Here is a 17,778-nt window from a genome sequence, read left to right as displayed (position 1 = left end):
GTTTATGGGGATTGTTAATTTTGAATTTGGAGCAAAGCGACGTGACGACAATTCCTGATGCTCTCCAACTTGCAAGTCAATATCACCAAGCCAAGCGCTTCATCCAAGCCGAAGAGATTTATCGTCAAATTATAGACGTAGATCCCCAGCAGTCAGAAGCATTATATGGATTAGGTCTGCTGGCACAGCAACGAGAACAATATCAAAATGCAGAACAGTTTTTTCAAGCAGCCTTGCAATTACAGCCAGAAGTAGGGGCAATACATAACAGCTTGGGGTTTAGTTTGCAACAACAGGGTAAGCTAGAAGAAGCGATCGCCTGTTATGAAAAAGCACTCTTCATTCTCCCTGACAGCATAGAAGTACAAATCAATATCAATAATATTCTCCACATTCAAGGCAAGCTCTCACCAGAAGAACAAGTCCACTACGCACAGTTGAATGAGCAGTTTGCTTTAGGTAAGCAACAAGTAGGCGATTTCAAGATAGCAGAATTATATTATCGCCAAGCTATTGCATTACAGCCAGATATGGCATCAGCTTATACTAATTTAGGAGAGGTACTCCAAAAACAAGGACGATTCAATGATGCGATCGATTCTTACCAACAAGCACTTGAAATTAAACCAGACTATCATTACGCCTATCACAACTTAGGGTATCTTTTCCAGGAAAAAGGGCAATTTGCAGAAGCAATAGAAGTTTATGAAAAAACTTTAAGCATTCAACCTGATTTTGCAATCACCTATAACAACTTGGGAAATATTCTCAGGGCACAAAATAAATTTGATGCCGCCATAGAATCTTATCAAAAAGCTATTAATATTCGACCTGATATTGATTACATATATTGCAACTTAGGAACAGTCTTGAGAGATGATAACCAAATAGAAGCAGCAGTCCAGGCATTTGAGCAAGCCGTCAAAGTGAACCCAAACTATGATCTGGCCAAATTTGGTGCTTGTATGAGCCAATTACCAGTTATCTATTCTAATGTTGATGAAATTGCATTCAGACGAAATCAGTATCAAGAGTATTTGCAAAATTTAGCTAAATATTATGAATTAACTAATCAGGAAGAACGGGTAAAAGCATCTGAGGCTGTGGGAACATTTCAACCTTTTTATTTGACATACCAAGGCTTAAATGATCGAGATTTACAGCAAACTTATGGGGAAATGATTTTCCAGATTATGTCGAGTCGCTATCCCCAAGATTGCCAGCCGCTTGTTCTGCCAAATTTAGATAAAAATCAAAAGGTTCGTATTGGTATTATTTCTGGGTTTTTATCTAGTCATTCCAATTGGAAAATCCCGATTAAAGGTTGGGTAGAAAATATAGATCGAAGTGAGTTTGAATTATTTGGTTATTACACCGGGGACAGAAAAGATTACTCAACAATAACTGCCACCAAGGCTTTTGATAAATTTGTCCAAGGTGTTCGCTCAACTGAACAATGGTGTGAGGTAATAACAAAGGATAAATTACATATCCTGATTTTTCCAGAATTTGGGATGGATTTAATGACGCTCAAGCTGGGTTGTTTGAGATTAGCACCAATTCAAATGACATCTTGGGGACACCCCGAAACTAGTGGACTCCCGACAATTGACTATTACTTGAGCAGTGACTTAATGGAACCAGAAAATGCTCAAGAACATTATACAGAAAAATTAGTGAGATTACCCAATCTCTCTATTCATTACATACCTTTAACAATTCAACCTGAAGAAATTAAGAAGCCAAATATAGGTTTAAAAGAAGATGATATTTTCTTCTGGTGTTGTCAGTCATTATATAAATATTTGCCCAATCATGATGACGTTTTCCCTTCTATTGCTAAAGAATTAGTAAATTCTAAGTTTGTGTTTATTAAAAGCAAAAGTGAAGAAATAACAGAAAGATTTCGCCAGCGTTTAGACTATGCTTTTGCAGCATTAGGGTTAAATTATCAAAATCATTGTTTGTTTTTGTCTTTCCTGAATGACAGGAAATTTGCCGGGACTACAGCTTTAGCAGATGTCTTCTTAGATAGTATTGGTTGGTCTGGATGTAACTCTACGCTCGAATCTATTGCTCATAATATTCCAGTTGTAACTTTACCAGGAGAATTGATGCGATCGCGGCATTCTCTGGCAATTTTGCAGATGATGGGTATAGAAGAGACGATCGCTTCAAATAAATCAGAATACGTCCAAATCGCCATCCGTCTAGGGAAAGATGCTAAATATCGCCAATATATTTCCCAGCAAGTTGCAGAAAATAAACATAAATTATACGGCGATTTAAAGCCAGTCAGAGCGCTGGAAGATTTTATTTTGCAACTGGTTAATAAACCAAGACAATTTAACGCCGAAGAAGTTGCTGAACTCTTTCAACTTGCACTTCAAGATCATCGAGCTAATCGCCTAGACACAGCCGAACAGCTATATCGTCAGGTGATTGAAAAACAACCAGACTATTCAGAAGCATTATACAATTTAGGGATGCTGACCCAGCAGAAAGGTGAGTTGCAAGAAGCTCAAAAGCATTTGAGTGCAGCTTCGCAAGTTCAGCCTAACTCTGTGAAAATTTGGTTTAGTTTAGGCAATTTGCTTCAAGGTCAAGGACAGTTACCAGAAGCTGAAGCAGCTTACCGAAAAGCTATTGCTTTGCGACCAGATGCAGGGACAATTTATAACAATTTGGGCTACACCTTGCAACAACAAGATAAGTGGGAGGAAGCAATTGCATCCTATCAAAAAGCTCTGGAATTTCAGCCCAACTGCATAGAAGCGAAAATCAATTTAGGGAATGCACTTTTTGCCCAAGGGAAGCTTTCGATAGAAAAACAAGCCTATTATGCTGAATTGAATCATCAGATGGGCATTGCCCACCAAGAAGCAGATGATTGGCAAACTGCTGTTGTTTACTATCGAGCTGCGATCGCAATACAGCCTGATTTAGTAGATGCCCATTATAACTTGGGGGTGATACTGCAAAAACAAGGAAAGTTAGAAGAAGTGTAAGCGTAGCCCGTCGTAGACATCGCTTGCTATCAAAAAGCTTTGGAGTTCAATCCCTAACACCAAAAAGCCAATATCAAATTAGGAGAGATTTACCAAACTTAGGAATAAAAAGTTACATAAATTGACTCACTAAAATTTTCTGGCTCAACTGGTTGTCTCACGCGATTGCCAATTGCCATTAATCTCAACTTAAACAAAAAATCCAATCACCATAACAACACAGCAAAAATTATGTCATTAACAATTTTTGAGAAAGTTAAAGAGTTCATCATCAGACTAGTTAAAGACGAAGCTTTTTACACCCAATTGATGAACGATAAAATTGACGAAGTGATAAAAGTTATGGAAGAAGGTGGCTATAATTTTTCTCAAGAAGAATTTGAAACAGCCTCTATTAAAATCTTGGAATTAAAAGAATTAGGTCAGTTTGACGACCTTAGTGAAGAGGAATTAGTAGGAGCCTTTGGTGGGCTTACAAACGCAGTTGCTCAACCATTGTATGGAGTTATAGTCTCACCTCTACCTGTCGATGATAAATGTGAAAAACCACCAATTAAATGTAAATGTAAATGGATTCCTAAACCAAATCCAAAGCCAAACCCACCTATACAACCACAACCATTATATGGAAAATTTATTAGTCAAACAGAAGTACAATAACTCGATAAAACGATGAAAAAATAGAATGCGTTAGTTTATTTTGAGGTTTGAGATTGAGAGTTAATCTATGACATATCACCGCAAAAGCTACGCAGTTTGGGAAATTACCTTAAAGTGCAATCTAGCTTGTAGTCACTGTGGTTCCCGTGCAGGACATGAGCGCGCCAAAGAACTTTCCCCAGAGGAAGCTTTGGATCTCGTCAAACAGATGGCAGAAGTTGGCATCAAAGAAGTTACTCTCATTGGTGGTGAAGCATTTCTGCGTCCAGACTGGCTGGAAATTGCCAAAGCAATCAACGAGGCAGGAATGTTATGTGGTATGACTACAGGCGGTTATGGCATTTCGTTAGAAACCGCCCAAAAAATGAAGGAAGCGGGAATTCGTAGCGTTTCTGTTTCTATTGATGGCTTGGAAGCAACTCATGACCGCCTGCGGGGAAAGAAAGGCTCTTGGAAATATGCATTTAAAACCATGAGTCATCTGCAAGAAGTGGGTATTTCTTTTGGTTGCAACACCCAAATTAACCGCCTGTCAGCGCCAGAGTTTCCCTGCATCTATGAGTGCATTCGTGATGCTGGTGCTCGTGCTTGGCAAATTCAGCTAACTGTACCAATGGGAAATGCAGCTGATAACGCAGATATCCTCCTCCAACCCCATGAACTGTTAGATATCTACCCCATGCTTGCCCGTGTGGCGCGTCGTGCTTACCAAGAAGGCGTGCAACTTCAGGCGGGAAATAACATTGGTTACTACGGCCCTTATGAACGACTGTTACGAGGACGGGGACAGGAGGATGACTTCTCATTTTGGCAAGGTTGCGGTGCAGGACTCTCCACTTTGGGAATTGAAGCTGACGGAGCGATTAAGGGTTGTCCCTCACTACCGACTACTGCCTATACAGGTGGTAATATTCGAGAACAGACTTTGCATGATATTATCGAAAGTACAGAAGAACTACGCTTCAATCTAGGAGCAGGAACACCTGAAGGCACAAAACACCTGTGGGGTTTCTGTAAAACTTGCGAATATGCTGAACTTTGTCGTGGGGGTTGCAGTTGGACTGCCCATGTTTTCTTTGATAAAAGAGGTAATAATCCTTACTGTCATCATCGCGCTCTTGTTCATGCCAAACAAGGTATGAGAGAGCGTGTAGTTCCCAAAGTAAAGGCGCAAGGATTGCCATTTGATAATGGCGAATTTGAGCTAATTGTCGAGCCTACAGATACTTTATTGCCAGCAAACGACCGATTACACTTTACTGCTGACAGCATTCAGTGGTCGGAAAGTTGGCAACAAGAACCTGAATTTCATTACTCTATTGTCAGATAGTAAATCATGGCAGAAAATTCAGAAAATACCACAATTTCAGAAAACAAAACTGACTTTGAGTCATTACCATCTCAAGAAGCAGAGAAAATCCCACTACTTCCACGTTCAGCTTGGAATAGTCAATTAAGCTATTTAAAAGTGCTGTTAAAAGCAAAGCAAGTCCTGGATAAAAGCTGACAGGATCATTAGGGATATCGAGAGATTTAGCTCGTAAATATTAGGAGAGAATTACTCTTTGAATATTTACGCGCAAATTTGTTAACTCACAAAATCAACACAGGTTTTTTATGGCATCAAGAGTAAGTCTAAGACTGACACCTCAAAAATTACTTTCTTTCAATGGTAGAGTTAATCTCAATAATAAGCCCGATCCCAAGCCCGATCCTAGTCCTAATTTTGTTAGCGCTCAAGGAGATGCTACTTTTTCTAACTATAGTGAAGGTACTGCAAGCATTTTAACGGCTACCCAGGCAGACACATTAGTTGAAGGTGGCATAACTGCTGCAATTGCTGAGGCTAAAGCAAGTTTTGACCCAACTTTTTCATCACTTTTCACTCAGGCTGCTGTCGTTGGATTAAGTGGTCAGTTTGAAGGTACTTCCGACAGCGAAGCAAAGGTACTTGCTAGTTTTGCGGTTGGCCGTAATCAAAGCTTCTCTTTTGATTTTTCAGCAGATTTAGAACTAACAGCTAAAGAAATTGAAAATCCTGACGTTGAATATAACAAGGGTCAGTCTACAACCACTTTTTTGGTATTAGATACCACAAATCCTAACAAGGCCAAAGTTTTAGATTATTTTGGCATTCAGGGTAAATTAATCTCCTCTGATCAGATTGGGGATTTAAAATTTGGTCGTAGTCGCAATGTCACAATCGACAGTCGTGATAAAGATTCTGATATTGATGGTGACAATGGTACTGACTTCTTAAATGGTAATGCTGTTGGTACTTATGAGCGGAATTTTAATCGCAATACCAATCTAACCATAGTCAAAATTAATACTAGTTCTGTTGAATTGGCAGGAGATACTTTAATCGGCAACCTGGGTACAGATGTTATCTATGGCACAATTCGCAAGGATAGTCTGAGGGGAACTACAGGGGATGATAAACTTTATGCTAGCTTGGGAGATGACAAGCTATCTGGAAACAGAGGTAATGATGTCCTCGACGCTGGCCAAGGTAATGATTTGCTAAATGGTGACGATGGCAATGATACACTTTATGGCGGTAAAGGCAATGATACTCTCAATGGTAATGGTGGTAATGATGTCTTAGTTGGTGGCGATGGTAATGATACATTTACTTTCAAACGTACCGATAGCTTGTTTAAAAAAGACTTTGATGTTATTCAAGATTTCCAGGTTGGTGTTGATAAACTTGTATTAGATGGCTGGGGAAGTCAAGGTAAAATAACAGATACCAAGGATGGCGCTCTTCTCACCTTAAATTCTTTGTCTTTGTCTTCGTCTAATAATCCTCAAGAAAGCATACTATTTTCAAACCTGAGTGCCAGTGACATCAGCTCGGTAATATAATTTGCTTAAGGCTAATTGCTTGTTTCATTCCCTAATAGACTCTGATTTACAAGCATCTCAGTTAAAACAGTTAGGTGAATAAAAAATCTGATTGTGCAAAACAAATGTCGATGCCTTTTCTGGGAGAGGTTTTGCCAAGAGTAACTCCTATATTGTACGCATTAAAATTACTTGAGATTGTAATTTTTAATTACTAATTTAAGGATTTTCTTATAGACTATACTGTTGACAAAATCTCTCTTTTATCTAGAATCTATAACATTAGTTTATACAAGCAAAAATAGATAAAATATTTTATGATCTAGTTATCACCTATCATTCTGAAGTTATAGTAATCTATAACAATCTAATATCAAATTAAATATAGTTATAAATACTACATAATTATGGATGCTACGAGTATTTCACAATCTAAAGTTAAATATCTTATTCAAATTGCAGTGCAAAAGCATCAGTCAGATGACAATGATGAAGCTGAATCAATAAATAAAACAGAAGTAGCTGAAATCCTTAAACTAGCAGTTTACCAGCAACAAGACAATCGTTTATTGGAGGCAGAACTGCTATATAGTCAAGTTCTGGAAAAACAACCTGATAACTTTGAAGCTTTGTATGGTTTAGGGATGTTGGCGCAGCAAATGGGGCAACCCCAAACTGCTGAACAGTGGCTAAATGCGGCTTCACAAGTTCAACCAAATTCTGTGAAAACGTGGTTCAGTTTAGGTAATTTGCATTTAGTTCAAGAACAGTTTCCCGAAGCAGAGAAAGCTTATCGACAAGCTTTAGTTTTATTACCTAACTCACTACCAATTTACAACAACTTGGGCTATACTCTGCAACAACAAGGATTATTTGAAGAAGCAGTTAATTATTATCAAAAAGCTTTAGAGTTAAAGCCAGACTTTATCGAAGCAGAGGCTAATCTGGGTAATGCGTTACACGCTCAAGGTAAGCTCTCTAGCAATCAAAAAATATACTATGCACAATTAAATAATCAATTGGGTGTTGCCCGGAAAAAAGCTCTTGATTTGAAAAATGCTGTTACTTGTTACAAACGAGCGATCGCACTACAACCAAATTTCTTAGAAGCTCATTATAACTTGGCTTTGGCGCTGCAAGAACAAGGGAAATTAGAAGAAGCGATCGCATCCTACCAAAAACTCTTAGAACTTAATCCCAGCGTTCGTTTATTGGAGGCAGAAAAACTATATAGTCAAGTTCTGGAAAAACAACCTGATAACCCTGAAGCTTTATATGGTTTAGGGATGTTGGCGCAGCAGATGGGGCAACTTCAAACTGCTGAACAGTGGTTAAGTGCGGCTTCACAAGTTCAACCAGATTCTGTGAAAACGTGGTTCAGTTTAGGTAATTTGTATTTAGTTCAAGAACAGTTTCCCGAAGCCGAGAAAGCTTATCGACAAGCTTTAGTTTTATTACCTAATTCACTACCAATTTACAACAACTTGGGCTATACTCTGCAACAACAAGGATTATTTGAAGAAGCAGTTAATTATTATCAAAAAGCTCTAAGGTTAAAACCAGACTTTATCGAGGCAGAGGCTAATTTGGGCAATGCGTTACACGCTCAAGGTAAGCTCTCTAGCAATCAACAAATCTACTATGCACAATTAAATAATCAATTGGGTGTTGCCCGGAAAAAAGCTTTTGATTTGAAAAATGCTGTTACTTGTTACAAGCAAGCGATCGCACTACAACCAAATTTTCTAGAAGCTCATTATAACTTGGCTTTGGCGCTGCAAGAACAAGGGAAATTAAAAGAGGCGATCGCATCCTACCAAAAACTCTTAGAACTTAATCCCAAGCATGGAGAAGCACACCTCAATTTAGGTAAAATTTACCAACAACTTAACCAAGACCAAAAAGCAGTTTTTGCCTATCGACAAGGGTTAAAGCTAATTAATCCCCACTATGCCAAAGCATTAGCAACTGATGAAGATGCTAAAATTCCTCAACAAGCACCAGTCACACCTTCAATTCTCCAAAAAGAGGTAATTGTAGGACAATACAGCTTTCCAACTATTCCAACCGTAGCAAATGATATAAGCAAGCGCCCTTTCTGGAGTGTAGTAATAACTGTATATAACCGCACAGATTATCTACTCGAATGCCTGGTCAGTGTGTTGGCTCAATGGCAAGGAGAACAGATGGAAATCATCGTCATGGACGATGCTAGTACAACCCCAGTATTTGAACTGGTGAATAGTATTGGACAAGGCATAATCAACTACTATCGCAATCCGCAAAATCTCGGTCTGCCAGGAAATTGGAATGCCGGAGTTGCTCTAACTCGCGGTCATTGGGTTCATTTACTGCACGATGATGATTATATTCTTCCAGGTTTTTATTCCCGGCTACAAGAAAGTCTAGAAGGGTGTTCAGATTCTGTAGGAGCCGCTTTTACAGGTTATGAAAATATTAACGAGAAAGGAGAAGTAATTTTTAGCCAACAAGTCTATGGAGATCAGCAAGGAATTGCTCAAAATTGGCTACAAATAATTGGAATTAGTAACTCATTGAATATGCCTGCGGTAGTAATTCGTCGAGAAGCGCATGAACAATTGGGCGTATATCATCCTGAACTGACCTATACAAGTGATTGGGAAGTTTATAAACGCATTGCTTCTGTTTACGATTGGTGGTATGAACCACAAATCTTAGCTCGTTACCGCCAACATGCTAATAATGTTACGAGTGAATTGTTACTCTCGGGGAAGCAGATGATATCTATCCGCCGTGCAATTGAAATTTCAAAGAGTTATTTTCCCACTGAATACTCGGCACAAATTACCGCCCAATCCCGGAGTCATTATTTTCTTTATTGTCTAGAATCGCTGATAATTCCCTTACAGGCTGGGAATATGGCTGGAGTTTGGCAAGGGTTAGAAGAGGCTTTAAAAATAGATCGTAGCCCAGAAGCAGTGGAAAAGTTATTCCGGTGGTTAACACAAGAAGAAGCAGCTCCTTTACGTGAAGAAATTGCCTCAAGATTTATCTCACTTCCTTTATAAAGACTTGTTTAGGAAAAAGCAAAAATTTTCTAGTTTTGGACTAAAAAACTATGTCAATTAATCAAGTTGAGCATCCTACTATAAATGCTTCATCTTTTGAGCCACAAAATCGACAAGATGGTATCAGCGGTCTAATGCGAGTTCGTAATGAAGAGGAGTTTTTGGCTCTAACAATCGAATCTTGGATTGATTATGTTGATGAATTGGTAATTGTGTTTCATCAGTGTACAGACAAAACTCCTCAAATAATAGAGGCATTTATACAAAAACATCCTCAGAAAATACGGGCTTTTCATTACTTACCTCACGTCTATTCATTTTGTACAAAAGAACAAGTTGAATTGGATGTAACCGACATTCATTCTTTCGTTTTTTATTCTAATTTTGGTCTCAGTCAGACGCAGTATAAAATTTGCGTTTATATCGATGGCGATTGTATAGGAATTCCGGAAAAATTAGAAATTATTTATAATTATTTGAAGCAAAATCATCTGCAAAATACAGCCTTATTTTTTTCAGGAGTAAACTTATATCAACGTCCAAACGATCCCAACTACTACACAAATTTAAAATGTCTTGCTTCTGGTGATGGAGATGTGGCATATTGGACAGTCTCACCGCAATATATTTTCGATAAAAATGCAAAAATTCCTTTTTGTGAAGCGATTCAATTTCAAGGAATCACACCTTATTACTTAGGCTTTATTTTCTGGCACACACATTGGTTAAAAAAGAACGCATTTTCGAGAAATGGCGGCAGAGAGTTAGATGGTGAGCTTTTAGAAAAATTGAACGATATTGAGATAAAAAATAGAGAAAAAGAATTAGTTTTATTATCTCAAAAATTTAAACAAGAAAATAAAGACTTTCAAAATATTCCTTACCAAAAGTTTATATTGTATTTCGATTTTGCTTCTCTGCCTAATGTTATAGCCCTAGAGTCGAAGCTAGTAGCAATATATAATAACTTGAGTTATACCTTGGAACAACAAGGCAAGTTTGATAAAGCAGTTACTTATTATCAAAAAGCCTTAGAACTTCAGCCCAACTGTGCTGAAACAAAAGTCAATTTAGGCAACGCCCTGAATGCGCAAGGTAAACTATCAAAAGCTCAACAAACGTACTACGCAAATTTGAATCAAAAATTGGCACTTTCTTGCACAATCGCAGGGGATTTCAAGAAAGCAATCAATTATTATCGTCAAGCGATCGCTCTTGACCCAAATTTGCCAGAGCTATACTATAGCTTAGGCAATAGCCTGCAAGAAGAAGCTCAATGGTCAGAAGCGATCGCCTCTTATGAACAAGCCCTGAAACTTAATCCCTTAAACTGGAAAATCTACATCCGTTTGAGTCAGGTTTACCAAGCTCAAAACAACAGAGCAGAAGCAATTTCTGTGTATCGTCAGGCATTAACTTTACTCAATCCTCACTATGCTAAAGCTGTATCTGCTTACTTTGATGCTGGCATCACTCAAGAAATGCTCGTTACTCCCCCTATTCCTCAAGATGAGGTTACTGTTGGCGACTATCAGTTTCCAGCAATTCCACCTGTAACAGACTCAGAGAAACCTCGACCATTTTGGACTGTAGTGATTCCGGTATATAACCGCACCGATTATCTTCTTGAATGTTTAGCTAGCGTCTTAGTGCAATGGCCTGGCGCAGAGCAGATGGAAATTCTGGTAATGGATAATGCCAGTACACCACCGTTGTTTGATCTCGTAAACAGTATTGGGGGAGGAGTAATCCGCTACTACCGCAATCAAGAAAATATTGGTGGAGCGAGAAATTATAACGCCGGGATTGCCCTGAGTCGCGGTCAATGGGTGCATGTTCTCCATGATGATGACTGTGTACTTCCAGGTTTTTATGAACGCCTCCAGCAAAGTCTTGCAACTTGCCCAGATACAGTCGGGGTTGGTTGTACAGGTTTTGAATATATTAACGAAAAAGGAGAAGCGATCAACACTGGAGAAGTAGTTTCGTTGTATGGAGAATACAGAGGCATCATGACAAATTGGCTGTCCCAGATTGGTGTCTGTGGTCTAGTAACCATACCTGCAATAGTCATTCGTCGAACTGCTTACGAACAATTAGGAGGGCATTACCCAGACTTAACTGAAATTTCTGATTGGGAAATCTTTAAACGCTATGCTGCTAATTACGATTGGTGGTACGAACCAGGAATTTTGGCACGTTATCGCGAACATACCCAAAAATTGACATCTACAAATTGGCTTTCTGGAAAAATGCCAAAAGCTATTCACCGTGCGATTGAAATTTCTGATACCTATTTTCCCATTGAGCAGCGCGCAAAGATTACCGCCGAAGCTCGCAGCCAAAATTTCAACTATTGTCTGACACGGGCAGGAATTCCTCTCCAGGTGGGCAATATCGCCGGAGCTTTGTCTATACTGCAAGAGTCCTTGAAAATAGATCGCTCTCCACAAGCAGTAGCAAAGTTATTTGCTTGCTTAACTCAAGATGAAGCCGCTCCCCTACGCGAAGAAATCATTGCTAAGTTGCTATCAGCACCTGTAGACAATATTCCTACTGAATTAAAACCCGGACAAATTGCGATCGCACCATAGGATATGAAAATACTTGTAACTGGAACTGAAGGTTATATTGGCTCGTTATTAGCTCCTCTGTTGATCCAAGAAGGTCATGAAGTTATTGGTTTAGATACTGGCTTCTATAAAGTAGGTTGGCTATATAACAGCACTAAGGTAACTGCCAAAACCCTCAACAAAGACATCCGCCACATTACAATAGAAGACCTGCAAGGTGTGGAAGCAATAGTTCACATGGCAGAACTCTCCAACGACCCTTTAGGTCAGTTAGCCCCTGATATCACCTACGATATCAACCATAAAGGCTCAGTACACTTAGCGAAGCTGGCGAAAGCAGCCAGAATCCAACGCTTCGTCTATACTTCATCATGCAGTGTCTATGGTTTTGCCACTGAAGACTACGTTAGCGAAGAGTCTACCATCAATCCCCAAACCGCTTATGCCAAATGCAAAGCACTTGTCGAACAGGATGTGAAACTCCTTGCTGATGATAGCTTTTCTCCCACCTTTCTCCGAAATGCTACAGCCTATGGCGCTTCTGGGAGAATGCGCTTTGATATTGTTTTAAACAATCTAGCAGGTTGGGCATGGACAATTAAAGAAATCAAGATGAACAGCGACGGTACACCTTGGCGTCCCCTAGTGCATTTATTGGATATCTGCAAAGCAATTATCTGTACCTTAGAAGCTCCGCGTGATGTAATTCACAACCAAATTTTCAATGTTGGCGATACAAATAGCAACTATCAAGTCAAACAAATTGCTCAAATAGTTGCAGAAGTTTTTACAGATTGTAAATTGAGCTTTGGTAAACACGATCCTGACAACCGCAGTTATCGGGTTTTATTTCATAAAATTAACCAAAATTTACCAGGATTCAAATGTGAATGGAATGCCCAACGCGGTGCTCAACAACTATATAATGTCTTCCAGCAAATTGATATGGATAAAGCAACATTTGAGTCTAGAGGCTTTACTCGCCTGAAACAACTAGAATACCTCATTCGCACTCAGCAAATCAATCAAGATTTCTTCTGGCAGACTGTTTAAAAATTTCATATAATAAATTATGAATTTACTACAGCCAACAAATAATCAATTAATAACTGGTAACTGTTTATTCTGTGGGACAGGGTTACACCATACCTTTGTAGATTTAGGTATGTCTCCTCCCTGCGAAAGTTATCGTACTCTCAAACAACTCAATGAAGTAGAGCCATTTTATCCTCTGCATGTCTATGTTTGTGATCAGTGTTTTTTAGTTCAACTCCAAGAATACATTAGTCCAGAAAATATTTTTAGCGATTACGCTTATTTCTCTTCATACTCTGATAGCTGGTTACAACACGCCAAAAAATATGTTGATTTAGTAGTAGAACGTTTCCAATTAAACCAGGAAAGTCAAGTAATAGAAATTGCTAGTAATGATGGCTATTTGCTGCAATACTTTGTTGCCAAAAGCATCCCGGCGCTGGGAATAGAGCCAGCAGCAAATGTTGCTGAGGTAGCAATTAAAAAAGGTATTCCTACAGTTGTCAAATTTTTTGGTCAGGAGACAGCAAAAGAACAAGTTGCTAAGGGCAAACAGGCAGATTTATTACTCGGAAATAACGTCCTTGCTCACACACCATATCTCAATGATTTTGTCAAAGGAATGAAAATTATCCTCAAACCGCATGGTGTAATTACTATGGAATTTCCCCACTTAATGCGGTTAATCGAGGAAAATCAGTTTGATACTATTTACCATGAGCATTTCTCTTATTTTTCCTTTCTTACCGTAGATAAGATTTTTGCTGCTCACGGTTTGACAATTTTTGATGTAGAAGAACTAACTACTCATGGTGGTTCTTTGAGAATTTATGCACGCCATAATGAAGATTTTTCTAAACCTATTAGTGACCAAGTATCAGAACTAAAAAATAGAGAAGAGGCGGGTGGTTTTACACAATTACAATATTATTTTTCCTTTGGAGAACAAGTTAAAGAAACTAAACGCAACTTATTAGATTTTTTGATCGAAGTTAAGCGGGAGGGAAAATCGATTGTTGGTTACGGTGCTCCAGGTAAGGGAAATACTCTCTTAAACTATTGCGGTATCCGCACAGATTTTATTGACTATACAGTAGACCGTAATCCTTATAAACAGGGTCAATTTTTACCAGGAACTCATATTCCGATTTTTCATCCAGACAAAATTGCCGAAACAAAGCCTGACTATATACTAATTTTGCCCTGGAATCTGAAAAATGAAATTATGACACAAATAGCTTACATTCGGGATTGGGGCGGTCAATTTGTTGTACCAATTCCTGAAGTTAATGTTTATTCTTAAGTATTTAATATTTTTATCGTCCAAAAGGGGTAATTAAGATGAAAGTAGTTTTATTTTGTGGTGGTTTAGGAGCCAGAATGAGAGAATATTCAGAAAGCATTCCTAAGCCAATGGTAAATATTGGTTATAGACCAATATTATGGCATGTCATGAAATACTATGCTCACTATGGACACAAAGATTTTATTTTATGTCTTGGTTACAAGTCTGACCTAATCAAAAGCTATTTTTTGAATTACAATGAATGGCTTTCAAATAACTTTACCCTTTCCAACGGTAGCCAAATTCAGTTGTTTAATCGAGATATTCAAGATTGGAATATTACATTTGTAGATACAGGCTTAACTGCCAATATTGGTGAAAGATTCAAAGCAGTAGAAAAATATTTAGAAGGAGAAGAAGTATTTTTAGCTAATTATAGTGATGGTTTGACAGACTTACATTTACCAACGTATATTAATAATTTTTATCAACGTGATAAAATCGGTAGTTTTTTGTGTGTTAGACCAAGCCAAAGTTTTCACCTAGTTGATATGAACGAGGATGGCTTGGTAGAAAATATCCAAGAGGTAAAACAACGTGATATTTGGATTAATGGAGGATATTTTATCTTTAAAAAAGAGATTTTTAATTATATAAATTATGGTGAAGAACTTGTTCTTGAACCTTTTCAAAGATTGATTGCCAAAGAAGAGCTTTTTGCATATAAATACACTGGCTTTTTCGGAGTAATGGATACATTTAAAGAGAAACAACAGTTGGATGATATGTATGCTCAAGGCAAAAGACCTTGGGAAGTTTGGGGAGATCAACAATTAGAAGTTGACCATGTATGATCCAACTTAAGTTGAATAAGACAGAAGAATCTGAGTACAAAATTCTTTGTCTCGGTTCTCATTGTGATGATATCGAGATTGGTTGTGGAGGCACAATCTTAAAGCTGATAGAAAATTATCAACATGTTGTTATCTATTGGGTTGTCTTTAGTTCCAATGAGCAAAGAGCAGAGGAAGCAACTGCAAGTGCTAGTCTCTTCTTAAAAGAAATCCCAGTCAAGAAAATTATCATTAAAAATTTTCGAGATGGCTTTCTACCTTTTCAAGGGATAGAGGTTAAGGAATGCTTTGAACAGTTGAAGCAAGAATTTTCCCCAGATATAATCTTTACTCATCATCGAGACGATCGCCATCAAGATCATCGCTTAATTTCTGACTTGACTTGGAATACCTTTAGAAATCATTTAATTTTAGAATATGAAATACCCAAATATGATGGTGATTTGGGTATTCCTAATTTCTTTGTCCATTTAAATGAAACACTCTGCTGTCGAAAAATTCAATATATTTTGGATGCGTTTGCTACCCAGAATAATAAGCAGTGGTTTACAGAAGAGACTTTTCGTTCAATTCTCAGAATTCGCGGGATTGAATCAAATTCACCAAGTAAATATGCAGAAGCATTTTATTGTCGCAAAATATTTTTCTAAGAAATTAGAATTTGAATTTAATCTCAAGTTTGTAAATTTATGATATTCACTGAAACTAAAATAAAAGAAGCATTTATTGTTGATTTAGAGTTGCAGCGAGATGTTCGTGGTTTTTTTGCTCGGAGTTTCTGCACTCAGGAGTTTCAAGCTCGTGGTTTAAAACCTACTATCGCCCAATGCAATTTATCTTTTAACTATAAAAAAGGAACATTGCGGGGTATGCATTATCAAATGCCTCCTTCTCAGGAAACAAAATTGGTGCGTTGTATCAAGGGAGCTATTTATGATGTAATTATCGATTTACGTCCAGATTCTCCTAGCTATTTATCTCATATTGGTATAGAGTTAACTGCTGAAAATCGTCTTGCTCTCTATATCCCAGATAGGTGTGCTCACGGTTTTCAAACTCTGAGCGATGAGACGGAGGTAATGTATCAAATGGGTGACTTTTATGCACCAGAATATGCTAGCGGGTATCGCTATGATGACCCAGTTTTTGATATTGAATGGCCTCTATCTGTGACTGAAATTTCAGATAAAGATCGGGCTTGGAATTTATTTGAATCGAAAAAAATTGTAACGCATACAATGATGTAAGACTTTTAAGATCAATTTAAAATATAGCAATTATTGCAGGAGTTGTGAAAAATATAGATAAGGAAACAAACCGCCAACTCTTGGAGAGGCTCCGCCAACGCACAGCTTCTTGTTAAAGAAGGACGCAAAGGGAAGAAAAAACAAAGAGATATATAATTTTCACAAATGATTTAAGACTGCTATATATAGTTGCTGAGTAAATATTAGGATTAGGATCGTACAGAGGTGCACAGACACGGAAAATCAAAATTTGAAAAATTCAATTTTGAGTTTCATACTTAACACTGTGTTCAAACTTTGTTACAGCAAATGAGAGGCGAAGTGAATACAATTTATTTTGATTCGATTTTTAGTGATGAAATCAGACGCAAGCATCTTTATAATGGACAAGTGTTTGTCTTTTCTCCTTGCACCAGTGCGATCGCTTTATGTGATTTTGCTCGCAGTCTGGTTGAAGAAGCGTTTGCTCCTTTAGATCCAAGAGAAGCACAACATAGCTTGTCTGTAGAAAAATACGTTGAGATTTTAGCACAACTAAAGCCAGCTTTTATCCATCACCCTGAATCTAAACAACTCATTCAAGGCATCTTGAAAGAAAGTGGATGTGACTTGAATAAAACCTATTTCGATGTACCTCGCCTGAGAACAGCAACCAGCGATCGCTATCTGACTGCTGGTATTGCTTACGCTTTTCATCCTCATCGTGACACCTGGTACTCTGCTCCTCAATGCCAAATCAACTGGTGGATTCCTGTCTACGATATTACCCCAGAGAATGCGATGGCATTCCATCCGCGCTACTGGAGTCAACCAGTTAAGAATAGCTCAAGAGATTATGACTACGCTCAGTGGATTAAAGAAAGTCGCAAAAATGCGGCACAGCACATTAAAACAGATACGCGCGAGCAACCCCATGCCCAAGAAACTTTAGAAATGGAGCCGCAATTGCAGTTAATTACACAAGTCGGTGGTATGATTCTCTTTTCAGGAGCGCAGATGCACTCCACTATTCCCAATACATCAGGCTATACCCGTTTCAGTATTGACTTTAGAACTGTACATTTTGATGATGTCATAGCTAAAAAGGGTGCGCCAAATATTGATTCAGCTTGTACAGGAACTTCTTTAGGCGACTTCTTACGAGGCACTGACTTCTGCCCGATTACTGACACATTGTTGATGTCTACAACAAACAATCTCCTGTAAAATAACTTTTGTT

The 17,778-nt window shown here is 38.2% G+C and carries 13 protein-coding genes; all 13 read left to right on the top strand.

The annotated features are described in order from the left end of the window. Positions 1-41 precede the first annotated feature (41 nt). Positions 42-3,008: a tetratricopeptide repeat protein gene (locus V7K79_RS20470; protein ID WP_335049840.1), complete on the top strand. Its 2,967-nt coding sequence runs from the start codon at positions 42-44 to the stop codon at positions 3,006-3,008. Positions 3,009-3,239: 231 nt separating this feature from the next. After that, positions 3,240-3,668: a Nif11 family protein gene (locus V7K79_RS20465; RefSeq protein ID WP_335049838.1), complete on the top strand. Its 429-nt coding sequence runs from the start codon at positions 3,240-3,242 to the stop codon at positions 3,666-3,668. Positions 3,669-3,735: 67 nt separating this feature from the next. Continuing rightward, complete coding sequence (locus V7K79_RS20460) at positions 3,736-4,998, top strand: nif11-class peptide radical SAM maturase 3 (protein WP_335049837.1); 1,263 nt, start codon at positions 3,736-3,738, stop codon at positions 4,996-4,998. Positions 4,999-5,004: 6 nt separating this feature from the next. Next, on the top strand, positions 5,005-5,175 hold the full coding sequence (locus V7K79_RS20455) for a hypothetical protein (RefSeq protein WP_335049835.1): 171 nt from the start codon (positions 5,005-5,007) through the stop codon (positions 5,173-5,175). 110 nt (positions 5,176-5,285) lie between these two features. Beyond that, positions 5,286-6,536, top strand: a complete 1,251-nt coding sequence (locus tag V7K79_RS20450; protein WP_335049833.1) for a calcium-binding protein — start codon at positions 5,286-5,288, stop codon at positions 6,534-6,536. A 386-nt stretch (positions 6,537-6,922) separates the two neighbouring features. Further along, complete coding sequence (locus tag V7K79_RS20445) at positions 6,923-9,565, top strand: tetratricopeptide repeat protein (RefSeq protein WP_335049831.1); 2,643 nt, start codon at positions 6,923-6,925, stop codon at positions 9,563-9,565. Positions 9,566-9,615: 50 nt separating this feature from the next. Beyond that, positions 9,616-12,159: a glycosyltransferase gene (locus V7K79_RS20440; protein WP_335049829.1), complete on the top strand. Its 2,544-nt coding sequence runs from the start codon at positions 9,616-9,618 to the stop codon at positions 12,157-12,159. Positions 12,160-12,162: 3 nt separating this feature from the next. Continuing rightward, complete coding sequence (locus tag V7K79_RS20435) at positions 12,163-13,191, top strand: NAD-dependent epimerase/dehydratase family protein (protein WP_335049827.1); 1,029 nt, start codon at positions 12,163-12,165, stop codon at positions 13,189-13,191. Between the two features lie 19 nt (positions 13,192-13,210). Beyond that, positions 13,211-14,476 carry a class I SAM-dependent methyltransferase gene (locus V7K79_RS20430; RefSeq protein ID WP_335049825.1) on the top strand — a complete coding sequence of 422 codons (1,266 nt, stop codon included), beginning with the start codon at positions 13,211-13,213 and terminating at the stop codon, positions 14,474-14,476. Between the two features lie 38 nt (positions 14,477-14,514). Then, positions 14,515-15,312 carry a sugar phosphate nucleotidyltransferase gene (locus tag V7K79_RS20425; RefSeq protein ID WP_335049823.1) on the top strand — a complete coding sequence of 266 codons (798 nt, stop codon included), beginning with the start codon at positions 14,515-14,517 and terminating at the stop codon, positions 15,310-15,312. After that, entirely contained in the window at positions 15,309-15,962 is a 654-nt protein-coding gene (locus tag V7K79_RS20420) for a PIG-L deacetylase family protein (RefSeq protein ID WP_335049822.1), read from the top strand. Before V7K79_RS20425 ends, V7K79_RS20420 begins: the two co-directional genes overlap by 4 nt. 39 nt (positions 15,963-16,001) lie before the next feature. Further along, positions 16,002-16,559 (top strand): dTDP-4-dehydrorhamnose 3,5-epimerase, encoded by a 558-nt coding sequence (gene rfbC / locus V7K79_RS20415; RefSeq protein ID WP_335049820.1) that lies wholly within the window; start codon positions 16,002-16,004, stop codon positions 16,557-16,559. 321 nt (positions 16,560-16,880) lie between these two features. Beyond that, positions 16,881-17,765, top strand: coding sequence for a hypothetical protein (locus V7K79_RS20410; RefSeq protein ID WP_335049818.1), 885 nt, complete (start codon positions 16,881-16,883; stop codon positions 17,763-17,765). Positions 17,766-17,778: the final 13 nt, after the last annotated feature.

Source organism: Nostoc sp., from assembly GCF_036917575.1.
GTDB lineage: Bacteria > Cyanobacteriota > Cyanobacteriia > Cyanobacteriales > Nostocaceae > Nostoc.
This window is presented reverse-complemented; position numbering and strand designations above follow the sequence as displayed.

What these genes read in the sequence shown, in the direction of transcription:
- V7K79_RS20450 (WP_335049833.1), top strand. Translation starts at nt 5,286, where the DNA reads ATGGCATCAAGAGTAAGTCTAAGACTGACACCTCAAAAATTACTTTCT.
- V7K79_RS20445 (WP_335049831.1), top strand. Translation starts at nt 6,923, where the DNA reads ATGGATGCTACGAGTATTTCACAATCTAAAGTTAAATATCTTATTCAA.
- V7K79_RS20465 (WP_335049838.1), top strand. Translation starts at nt 3,240, where the DNA reads ATGTCATTAACAATTTTTGAGAAAGTTAAAGAGTTCATCATCAGACTA.
- rfbC (WP_335049820.1), top strand. Translation starts at nt 16,002, where the DNA reads ATGATATTCACTGAAACTAAAATAAAAGAAGCATTTATTGTTGATTTA.
- V7K79_RS20440 (WP_335049829.1), top strand. Translation starts at nt 9,616, where the DNA reads ATGTCAATTAATCAAGTTGAGCATCCTACTATAAATGCTTCATCTTTT.
- V7K79_RS20430 (WP_335049825.1), top strand. Translation starts at nt 13,211, where the DNA reads ATGAATTTACTACAGCCAACAAATAATCAATTAATAACTGGTAACTGT.
- V7K79_RS20455 (WP_335049835.1), top strand. Translation starts at nt 5,005, where the DNA reads ATGGCAGAAAATTCAGAAAATACCACAATTTCAGAAAACAAAACTGAC.
- V7K79_RS20435 (WP_335049827.1), top strand. Translation starts at nt 12,163, where the DNA reads ATGAAAATACTTGTAACTGGAACTGAAGGTTATATTGGCTCGTTATTA.
- V7K79_RS20460 (WP_335049837.1), top strand. Translation starts at nt 3,736, where the DNA reads ATGACATATCACCGCAAAAGCTACGCAGTTTGGGAAATTACCTTAAAG.
- V7K79_RS20420 (WP_335049822.1), top strand. Translation starts at nt 15,309, where the DNA reads ATGATCCAACTTAAGTTGAATAAGACAGAAGAATCTGAGTACAAAATT.
- V7K79_RS20425 (WP_335049823.1), top strand. Translation starts at nt 14,515, where the DNA reads ATGAAAGTAGTTTTATTTTGTGGTGGTTTAGGAGCCAGAATGAGAGAA.